Raw genomic sequence first — 630 nt, forward strand, 5'->3', positions numbered from 1 at the left:
CTCGGTCACGACCCCCACCCTGGTCCCCGTCGTCGAACGCATCGCCGTGCGCCTGCTCGAGCGGGTCGCCACCGAGGGCTCGGCCGACCTCATCGGCCATTTCGCGGAGCCGCTGCCCGCCCTGGTGCTGAACGAGCTGTTCGGCCTGCCCGACGAGTACGGCCGCCTGCTCCTACGTCTGGCCCGCGACCACCGCAGCGGCGACCCCGAACGCGCCGGGGCCGCGGAGCGCGGGCTGCGCTCCTACTTCCGGGGCCTGGTCGCACGCAAACGTCTCGACCCCGGGCAGGACCTCACCAGTGTGCTCCTGGCCCACCCGCACGCACTGAACGACGACGAGGCGGCCGAGGCGTTGGCCCTGCTGTGGCAGAGCGGACACGAACCCACCGCACACCTGCTCGGCAACGCGTTGCTGCGGCTGTTGGGCGACCCCGCCGTCTGGACCGCTTACCTGGGCGGGACCCTGAGCCCCGAGGACTTCGTCGACTACGTGATGTGGACCGCTCCGCCGATCGACCTGCTCGCGGGCCGTTACCCCGTCACCGACATGAACCTGTCGGGCACACTCGTCCGCAAGGGCGAACCGCTCCTGATGGGGCTGGCCCCGGCGCACGGCGACCCGGGGTTGGC

The 630-nt window shown here is 72.2% G+C and carries 1 pseudogene; it reads left to right on the plus strand.

The features are described 5' to 3' along the window. Positions 1-630: pseudogene (locus D474_RS0109670) on the plus strand (cytochrome P450); the annotation flags it as partial.

It is taken from the genome of Nocardiopsis salina YIM 90010 (genome assembly GCF_000341025.1).
GTDB lineage: Bacteria > Actinomycetota > Actinomycetes > Streptosporangiales > Streptosporangiaceae > Nocardiopsis > Nocardiopsis salina.